Source organism: Rhodopseudomonas sp. (assembly GCF_048594845.1).
Taxonomy (GTDB): domain Bacteria; phylum Pseudomonadota; class Alphaproteobacteria; order Rhizobiales; family Xanthobacteraceae; genus Rhodopseudomonas.
In genome coordinates, this window is the sequence record NZ_JBMDXE010000292.1 from 23,770 (window position 1) to 33,440 (window position 9,671).

At 65.5% G+C, this 9,671-nt stretch carries 6 protein-coding genes; 4 read left to right on the forward strand and 2 right to left on the reverse strand.

The window, feature by feature from the left end; translation table 11 throughout:
• The first annotated feature begins 44 nt into the window (after positions 1 to 44).
• Genes ACOJTD_RS18935 through ACOJTD_RS18945 form a run of 3 tightly spaced genes read left to right on the forward strand, consistent with a single transcriptional unit; the run spans position 45 to position 5,144 of the window.
• On the forward strand, positions 45 to 725 hold the full coding sequence (locus ACOJTD_RS18935; protein WP_082363811.1) for a response regulator transcription factor: 681 nt from the start codon (positions 45 to 47) through the stop codon (positions 723 to 725).
• Positions 709 to 2,181, forward strand: a complete 1,473-nt coding sequence (locus ACOJTD_RS18940; protein ID WP_420134417.1) for a sensor histidine kinase — start codon at positions 709 to 711, stop codon at positions 2,179 to 2,181. The genes ACOJTD_RS18935 and ACOJTD_RS18940 overlap by 17 nt, the downstream gene beginning before the upstream one ends.
• Positions 2,178 to 5,144, forward strand: a complete 2,967-nt coding sequence (locus ACOJTD_RS18945; protein ID WP_420134418.1) for a bifunctional [glutamine synthetase] adenylyltransferase/[glutamine synthetase]-adenylyl-L-tyrosine phosphorylase — start codon at positions 2,178 to 2,180, stop codon at positions 5,142 to 5,144. Before ACOJTD_RS18940 ends, ACOJTD_RS18945 begins: the two co-directional genes overlap by 4 nt.
• A gap of 12 nt (positions 5,145 to 5,156) precedes the next feature.
• On the opposite strand, the gene ACOJTD_RS18950 is transcribed toward ACOJTD_RS18945, so the two are convergent.
• Positions 5,157 to 5,432 carry a hypothetical protein gene (locus ACOJTD_RS18950; RefSeq protein WP_420134419.1) on the reverse strand — a complete coding sequence of 92 codons (276 nt, stop codon included), beginning with the start codon at positions 5,430 to 5,432 and terminating at the stop codon, positions 5,157 to 5,159.
• A gap of 79 nt (positions 5,433 to 5,511) precedes the next feature.
• Entirely contained in the window at positions 5,512 to 6,513 is a 1,002-nt protein-coding gene (locus ACOJTD_RS18955) for a helix-turn-helix domain-containing protein (protein WP_420134420.1), read from the reverse strand.
• Positions 6,514 to 6,902: 389 nt separating this feature from the next.
• On the opposite strand from ACOJTD_RS18955, the gene ACOJTD_RS18960 reads away from it, so the two are divergent.
• The coding region (locus tag ACOJTD_RS18960) for a S8 family serine peptidase (protein ID WP_420134421.1) at positions 6,903 to 9,671 on the forward strand (2,769 nt) is incomplete at its 3' end.

A 9,671-nucleotide genomic window follows, 5' to 3' on the forward strand; every position in this document is an offset into this window, starting at 1 on the left:
TGGTGCCCGAAACCAGCAAGCCTTTGAGCGAATCCGAATCCAATATGCGCCTCCTGATCATCGAGGATGACCGCGAATCCGCCGATTATCTGGTGAAAGCGTTTCGCGAGGTGGGCCATGTCGCCGATCTCGCCAGCGATGGCGAGGAAGGACTCGCACTCGCCGACAGCGGCGACTACGACGTGCTGGTGATCGACCGCATGCTGCCCAAGCGCGACGGCCTGTCGGTGATCGGCACGCTGCGCGACAAGGGCAATCGCACTCCGGCGCTGATCCTATCCGCGCTCGGCCAGGTCGACGACCGCATCAAGGGCTTGCGCGCCGGCGGCGACGACTATCTGCCCAAGCCCTACGCCTTTGCCGAGTTGCTCGCCCGCGTGGAGGTGTTGTCGCGCCGCCACGGCGGTCCGGCGGAAGAGACCAGCTACCGCGTCGGCGATCTCGAACTCGACCGGCTGTCACACCGCGTCACCCGAGGCGGTGAAGAGCTGACGCTGCAGCCGCGCGAATTCCGTCTGCTCGAATATCTGATGAAGCATGCCGGCCAGGTCGTGACCCGCACCATGCTGTTGGAGAACGTGTGGGACTATCACTTCGATCCGCAGACCAACGTGATTGACGTCCACATCTCCCGCTTGCGCGCCAAGATCGACAAAGGCTTCGATCGGCCGCTGCTGCACACCATCCGCGGCGCGGGGTATATGATCCGTGACGGCATTCGGTAAACTGATCCGAACCACGGCGTTTCGGCTGACGCTGGTTTACCTGTTTCTGTTCGGGCTGTTCGCGGCTTCGCTGCTGGGCTACTTCGCTTGGAATACGCGCCGGCTGATCACTGATCAGATCACCACAACGGTGAACGCCGAGATCGGCGAGATCGACGACATCTACACAAGGCGCGGTCTGCGCGGGCTGGTGTTCACGATCGAGAACCGGGCGCTACGGCCGGGCGCGAACCTTTATCTCGTCACAACGCCGGCGGGGCAGGCGGTGGCCGGCAATGTTGGCGCGCTGGCCCCGGGCGTGATGAGCAAGACCGGCTGGAGCGAGACCTTTTATCGCCGGCTTGACGATCAGGATCGCGGCGATCACCGCGCGCTGGTCCGCGTCACCGAACTGTCGAGCGGGTTTCGCCTGCTGGTCGGCCGCGACCTCGAGGAGCGGCGCCGGCTGTTCAAGGTGGTGGCCTCGGCGGCGCAGTGGTCGGTTCTGATCGTGGTGGTGCTGGGGCTCGGCGGCGGCATCTTTGTCGCCCGCCGCGTGCTGCGGCGGATCGATGCGATGACCGGCACCACGCAGCGGATCATGGCCGGAGATCTGTCCGGCCGGCTACCGGTCGGCCGCAGCGGCGACGAACTCGACCGCCTGGCGGAAAATCTCAACGCGATGCTGGAGCGGATCGAGGCGTTGATGAACGGCCTCAAGGAGGTCTCCGACAACATCGCGCACGATTTGAAGACGCCGCTGACGCGGCTGCGAAACAGGGCCGAGGAGGCACTGGCGCTGTCGGGGAGCGAGGCCGATTATCGGGCAGCGCTGGAGCGCACCATCGAGGAGTCGGACGGGCTGATCCGGACCTTCAATGCGCTGTTGATGATCGCGCGCGCCGAGTCCGGCCATGCCAGCGGAGAGATGGATTCCTTCGATGCCGCCGACATCGCGCGCGACATCCACGAGCTGTACGAGCCACTGGCGGAAGACAACGGTTTGACCCTACGGGTGGAGGCCGATTCCGCGCCGGTGCGTGGCAATCGCGAATTGATCAGCCAAGCGCTCGCAAATCTGGTCGAGAACGCAATCAAATACGGCCAACCCCAGCTCGCGCTGACCGCTCCGGGCGCCGAACCGCAGGCCGTCATCCCGGCAGAGATTGCTTCGATCCTGATCGAAGCGCGCCGCGATGGAGAGCAGGCCCTGCTCAGCGTGACCGACCATGGCCGCGGCATCCCTGAAGCGGACCGCAAGCACGCCGTCGAGCGCTTCGTGCGGCTCGAAGCCAGCCGGACGCTGCCGGGTTCCGGACTCGGACTCAGCCTGGCTTCGGCGGTGGCGACGCTGCACGGCGGCGAGCTGCGGCTGTCCGACGCGCAGCCGGGTTTGCGCGCCACGCTTGCAATTCCGGCGCACACGGGCGAAGGACTGGCTCCAAGCAATCCGATCCCAGAACCGACGCCGGCATGACTTCCTCCGCGATTGACGCGGGCATCCCATCCTCCGCCCTGGCCGCGCGCTTCGCTGCCGGACCGCAATTGCATGCGCCGGAGGAGGCGCAGAAGAAGCTTGCCGACTGGCTCGCCGATCTGCCAGCCGAGCGGTCCGGCGCGATCCAAGCCGTTGCCGATCGCTACCCGCCCATCGGCACGCTGCTCCAGGCGATCGCGGAAGCTTCTCCCTACCTGTTCGATCTCATCCGCTCGGATCCGGCACGGTTGTTGCGGGTGCTGCGCAACGATCCCGACGTCGGCTTCAGCTCGCTGCTCGACAGCACCGCGGGCGCGGTGGCGGCGGCAGCCGATGAAGCCGAGGTGATGACGATCCTCCGCCGGATGAAGGCGGAGGCCGCGCTCTCGATCGCGCTGTGTGACATCGGCGGGCTGTGGCCGGTGATGCAGGTGACGCAGGCGCTGACCGATCTTGCCGTCAATTCGGTGCAGATGACGTTGCGCTTCTTGCTCCGCCAGGAGGCCGCGCGCGGCCGCATCAACCCGCCCAACACCGACGCGCCCGAACAGGGCTCGGGCCTGGTCGTGCTGGCGATGGGCAAGATGGGCGCCGGCGAGCTGAACTACTCCAGCGATATCGACCGGATCGTGTTCTACGATCTCGACGCGCCCACGCTGGCGCCGGACATCGAGCCGCAGCCGTTCTTCGTGCGGGTGACGCAAGGGCTCAGCCGCATCCTGCAGCAGCGCCGGCACGACGGCTACGTGTTCCGCGTCGACCTGCGGCTGCGCCCCGACCCGGCGTCGACACCGGTGGCGCTGTCGACGGTGTCGGCGCTGAATTACTACGAACGCGAGGGCCGCACCTGGGAGCGTGCGGCGATGATCAAGGCGCGGGCCTGCGCCGGAGACCTCGTTGCAGGCGAAGCGCTGCTCGGCGACATCGCGCCGTTCGTTTGGCGCAAGCACCTCGATTTCGCCGCGCTGTCCGATGTGCACGACATGAAGCGGCAGATGCAGACCTTTCGCGGCCAGACCGAGATCGCGGTCGAAGGTCACAACGTCAAGGTCGGCCGCGGCGGCATTCGCGAGATCGAATTCTTCGCGCAGACTCAGCAACTGATCGCGGGCGGGCGACATCCGGAACTGCGGGTGCGGCCGACACTGGCAGCGCTCGATATTTTGGCCGCGCGCAATTGGATCACCTACGAGGCGCGCGACGAGCTGAGCCAGGCCTATCAATTCCTGCGCCGCGTCGAGCATCGCATCCAGATGATCGCCGACGAGCAGACGCACACGCTGCCAGACAGCGTCGAGGGTATCGAACGGTTCGCGCGCTTCTTCGGCTACGACGGCCGCGCGACGTTCGCGCGCGATCTGCTGGCGCATCTCGAATGCGTGCAGGGCCACTACGCCAAATTGTTCGAAGGCGACCCCGCCGGCACTGCCAAGGAACCGATCGACTATGCGGGCGGTCCGGAAGATACGCGGCTGCTCGATCACCTTGTTGCGCTCGGCTACAAGAAACCGCTGATGGTCGCAACCACGCTGCAGCAATGGATGGCGGGCGGCTATCGGGTACTCAAGGTCGAAGCCACGCAGCGCGCGTTCCGTGAGTTCGTGCCGGCGCTGGTCGAGGAGCTCGCGCGCGCCGAAGAGCCGGACAATGCGATCAATTCGTTCGACCGCTTGCTGCAGGCGCTGCATCGCGGCGGCCGGCTGATCTCGCTGCTCAGCCAGAACCGCGAATTGCTGACACTGGTCGCCTTGGTGCTCGGGGCGGCGCCGCGGCTCGGCGATATGCTGGCGCGACAGCCGCAGATCCTCGATGGCCTGATCGATCCGCGCTTCTTCGGCGCGATGCCGGACCGCGCCGAACTCTCGACGCGACTTGCTGGGACACTGGTGGATGCCGGCTCCTACGAGGAGTTTCTCGATCGGCTGCGGCTGTTCGGGCAGGAAAGCCTGTTCCTGATCGGCACGCGAATCTTGTCCGGCACGGTGTCGACCCAGCAAGCCAGCGTCGCCTTCGCCGATGTCGCCGAAGGCATCGTCGGTACGGTGCATCAGCTCGTCAGCGCCCAGTTCGCCACGCAATACGGCCGGATCAAGGGACAGGAGACGGCAATCCTGGCAATGGGCAAGCTCGGCAGCCGCGAGATGACGGCGTCGTCCGATCTCGATCTGATCCTGATCTACGATTTCGATCACGAGCAGCCCGACAGCGACGGCGAACGGTCGCTGCACGGTGCTCAGTACTTCGCGCGCTTCACCCAGCGACTGATCTCGGCGTTCACCACCCGGACTAATTACGGTGTGCTGTACGAAGTCGACATGCGGCTGCGGCCGTCTGGCCGTGCCGGTCCGGTCGCATCGCGGCTGGATGCCTTCGCCGAGTATCAGGAGAGCGAGGCCTGGACCTGGGAGCACCTCGCGCTTACGCGCGCGCGAGTCATTTCGGCGTCTCCGGAGTTCCGGGCCCGGATTGAAGCAGTCATCCGCGCGGTACTGACCCGTCCTCGCGATCCGATGATCATCGCCAACGACGTCGCGGAGATGCGCCACGCCATCGCTCAAGAGAAGGGCGAGGACGACGTCTGGGATCTGAAATACGCCGCTGGCGGCATGGTCGATATCGACTTCATCGCGCAGTATCTGCAACTCGTCCACGCGCACGCCAATCCGGATATTCTTGGCGTCAACACGCTGGCAGCGATCGACAATGCGGCGCGCCTCGGCGTCCTCGCGCAGGCCGATGCCGACGTGCTGCGGCCGGCGGCGCGCCTGTATCACGACCTGACGCAGATCCTGCGTCTGTGCGTCAGCGAAAAATTCAAGCCGGAAAGCGCGGGCGACGATCTGCTGCGGGTCATGGTCCGGGCCGGCGATGCCCCGGATTTCTCCTCGCTCGAGGCGCGGGTGAAGGAAACCCAGGCCGAGGTAAGGGCGGTCTTCAACCGGCTGATCGGCGGCAGCGAGTAAGACCTAGAGATTTTAGTTGGCTTTCGCCGCCGGACCGAGACCGGACGCTGCCGCAGGCAGCGGCTCGCAGTCCATCGAATACACCAGCTCACCGGTTGCGGTTTGACCAATCGGCTGGCAGGGCGCGGCATCAGTGGCCGACATCGCGCGCTGCGCTGCGACGAGTTGTGCGCCAGGCAGGTCGGTGTCGCCACGCGTTGCCAGATAGATCACCCCGAGCAGACCACCGGTGATCGCCGCCCGAAACGTCCATGTCGCGAATTGATGGAAGATGGCACTGAAGTTCAACGCCTTTGCCTCCGACGCTCTCCGCTCTTACACGCGGCCAGGACGGCCACACAATACGGATTTCGGCTAAGCGGCGCGGTCAGGCGGCGACCGCGGTCCACCATTGCTGAACTACGGCTGGACTGGTGAGCTGGATCGTCGCCGATGCTTCGAGCTGGGCTTGCCGGTAGGCGCTGGCTGTCACGCCGAAACGCGCCCGGAAGCTGCGGCTGAAATGCGCCTCGCTCTTGAAGCCGAGGTCGGCCGCAAGGCGCGAGAGCCGGCGGGTGTCGAGCGGATCGCTCAGCGCGGCCTGGACCGCGAGCAGCCGTCGTTCCTGCACGTAGCGCATGATGCCGCCTCGGTCGGCGAACAACCGATAGAGTGAAGCGCGGGAGACTTCGAGTTTCTGGGCCAGCCAATCCGGCGACAGTTCCGGGACTGCCAGGTTCTCGCGGATCAGAGCCTCGCTCAGCGCGACGATCGTGTCGTCGGTGTCCCTCTGCGGTTCCAGCTGATCCGGAGTCACCGGCGCCAGTAGCCGTCTGAGAAAGCCGGCGGTCTCGGCGACGGTGATGGCCACGTCGTCGGTGGTCAGCTGCGCGCTGCGTTCCTGCAGCGACAGCATATGGGCGGCCAGCAGATCGTTGCGCAGCGGGTCGAGCCGGGGCTTCAGCCTGTCCAAAGGCACGTCACCCAGCAGCTTGCGCGGGACCACGAGACAGACCGTCCGCGACGCGAAAGCCCGGGTTGCCAGCGGATAGGCGAGGTCGATCAGCGCGACCTTGCCTGGCCCTATGGTGGTTTGCTGCCGTGTGACAGTGCCATTGAACCCACCGGTCACATAGAGATGCAGCAGGAGGTGGTCCGGCGTTGCGGCGATCCGCTGCTCGTCCCGGACGAAATCCTGCGCGTTAAACGCGACCTTTGCGACCACGAGATCGCCGATGATCACGCCGAACGCCGACCCGGTCGGGGTCTTGCTGCCACGTAAACAGGGCCGCGGCTCGAAAAGCGGCGAAATCACCGCGCGCCAAGTGGCGAAGGCGTTGTCTTCATCGAGACCGGAGGTGACGTAGAACAGGCGGGGGAGGGCAGCCATGAATCAATTTTGTCACACGTCGCTCACCCGGCCGGCGCACCAGCGTCTGACAGGTTGAGAACCCCATTCTACCGCATTTCACCGCCGGATACGAATCGTAGAGCCGCTCCGCCAAGCAATATCGCACGGTGAGATGGGGGCGACCGCCTCGGTCCGCCCGCCGGACCCGGCGGCTGTATCCACACGGCGCCGTTCGGTTCGCCGGATGAGACGCTCGGTCAAAGGAAACAGACGCCGGCCGGCTGCTTGGAACGCTCCCGCACTGTCGCTCCGCTTCGAGGCTGTTTTAGAACGTCCGTCAGACACATCGCGTTGCAAACGCGAAGCGTACTGAAATGGCGGATAGCCACGCACGTCTCGCACGCGCGTGGCCGGTGGGGGCTGATTTCATGACAAACGGACTTTGCAAGTACACGGCGATTCTGCTCTGCACCTCGTTTCTGGTCAGCGCATCCGGTTCGATCGTCTCCGCCGCAGAACCCGCTGTGAAAGCCAAGTCGGCGTCCGAGATCTCGGCCCAGCTTCGGCAAACGCTGGCCGACGCATTGCGCCGGGGCGAGCGCGAGCTGATTGCCCAAGCCTATGATAGCACTTACCGCAATCCCGCCTTACGGAGTGCGGTGGTCGAATTCGCCGCGGGTCTGTCGCCAGTTACATCGCGGAACGTCTCTACGGCAGCCGATCTCGGCATGCTGACATCAGGGCAATCGCTGACTTTGGCTCCCAATGCGGCCCAGGTGATCGCTGCCAGAACGACGACAACCTCGGGACTTGCGGCGGCGTCGTACCAGAACGGCGCGATGGCGAACAACACGTCGCCCAATCTGCCCAATCCGCTGCCGAGCGTTCGCGACCAGACCTGGAACCTCGATATGATCGGCGCCCAGGCCGCCTACAATCGTGGTTTCACCGGTGCGGGCGTCAATGTGACCGTAGCCGACACCGGCTTCGACCTCGGCAATGCCGGCCTCTCCAGCAAATTGCTGACCAGCCTCGGACGCAACTACGTCGTCAAGCAGGGCGATGTCTTCGACCAGAACCAGCTGACGCCGCTCAACGACAGCGATATCCACGGCTCGCATGTCGCCGGCATCGTGGCCGGGGAGAAGTTCGACAACGTCGCGGCCCATGGCGTGGCCTACGACGCCAACATTATCCCGCTTCGTGTGCTGACGGGGAACGCTGGATCGGGGTACGTCGTCGCGGGAAGCAGCGACGCGACGGTGGAGGCACTGAATTACTTCGCGGGCCTCACTGGCACCATGGTCTACAACGCCAGCTACGGACCGAATTTCAACGGATCGACGAACCTGACGCAATGGGTCGTCGGCGATGTGACCGAAGAGGCCAACGCCGCGCTCAGCGCGCTGCAGGCCGGCAAGATCATCGTGGCCGCCAACGGCAACGACCGTGCTGCCAATCCTGTTGCGGCGCGTAATCCTTCGGGACTCGCGCTGCTGCCTTTTCTGAACCCCGCCCATGCCGCACTTGGCGTGTATGATGATCTGGGACAGAAGCTTGACGCGACTGCTCTACAGAACCAGAGCGGCCAGATCATCGGCGTGATGTCGGTCGGATTCAACAAGACGCCGGCCTACTACTCCAACCTTTGCGGCGTCACCGCGAGCTGGTGCGTCGCGGCACCCGGCGGTGACGAACGTACCGGCCCCGAGATCTACTCGACCGTTCCCGACAACACCTATGCGTTCGAGGCCGGCACCTCGATGGCAGCACCGACGGTCTCTGGCGCGGTAGCGGTCTTGATCCAGGCCAATCCGACGTACAACGCCCAGGATCTCGCGCATCTGCTGTTCTCGACCACCGAGGATCTCGGCGCGCCGGGCATTGACGCGGTGTTCGGCCAAGGCCTGATCCGGCTTGATCGTGCGACCGACGGTCCGGCAACGCTGGCTGCGAACACTGCGGTCAACGTTGATGCCAGCCAGACGACCTATTGGAGCCAGCTGCTGACCACGCAGGGCGACTTCAGCAAGGTCGGCCAAGGCATTCTGACGATCTCCGGCCGAACCAATGCCGACGGCAACGTGTTCGCGCAGCTCGGTACGCTCGCGGTCGACGGCACGCTGACGATGAACGCGGGCAAGCTGTCGGTCGCACAGCCCGCGACGCTGGCGGGCTTCGGCACCGTGGTTGGCGACTCGGTGATCGCCGGCGCGCTGTCGCCCGGCAAGATGGCCAATATTGGCGATCTCGTCGCGAACGGCTCGGTTGCGGCCGGCACCGTGCTGACCGGCAATTCGGTGGGCACGCTGACTTTCAACGGCAACGTCACGCTGACCTCGACGGCGACGACGCGCATCGACATCGACGGCAATCTTATCGTGCCGGGTGGCCCCGGCACTTACGACAAGATCTTCGTCACCGGCGCCGGCAACGTGTTCTATGCGGCCGGCACGCTGACGCCGGTGCTACGCGGAAGCGTCGGCACCGTCAGCAACTATACGCCGGCGCTCGGCACAGACTTCGCGATCGTGCAGGCACAGAACGGCGCCAGCACCGCCGGTAGCTTTTCATCGCTGGCGCAGCCGACCGCAGGGCTTGCGGCGAATACGCGGTTCGATCTGGTGTACGATCCCACGGCGCTGACCCTGGTGGTCACGCCGGCAAACTTCAGCACCTTCGCGGCCAGCGGGCAACTCGGCGCCAACCAGCGCTCGGTCGCCGGTGCGCTCGACAACGCGCGGCCAGCGGCGGGTGTGCTGCCCTCGGCACGCGAGAAGTCATTGTTCGATGCGCTGTACAAGCTCGACTCCGAGACGCAGTACGACAAGGCGCTGACGCAGCTTTCCGGCCCTGGCCAACCTGCGGTGTCGAGCTCGTCGCTGCAGGCCTTCACCGGCTTCCTCGGGGCGATTGGCGATCGTCAGGATACGATCGCTCTCGGCGGCGAGCAGGGACAGAACGGCGCGGCGCAGTCCTTCGCGCTGTCCTATGCGGGCCGCAACACCATGACCGCGGAGACGTCCGCTGCAATGAACGCGTTCGCGTCTGTCACGCCGGCGGAGCGGGTGCAGGACGGCTGGTCGGCCTGGGGGCAGGGTTTTGGCCGCGACGCCCGCGTCCGCGACAGCGCCGATCTGTCCGGCTCCAAGGCGACCAGCGGCGGCTTCGTTGTCGGCGCCGACCGCCGCTTCTCC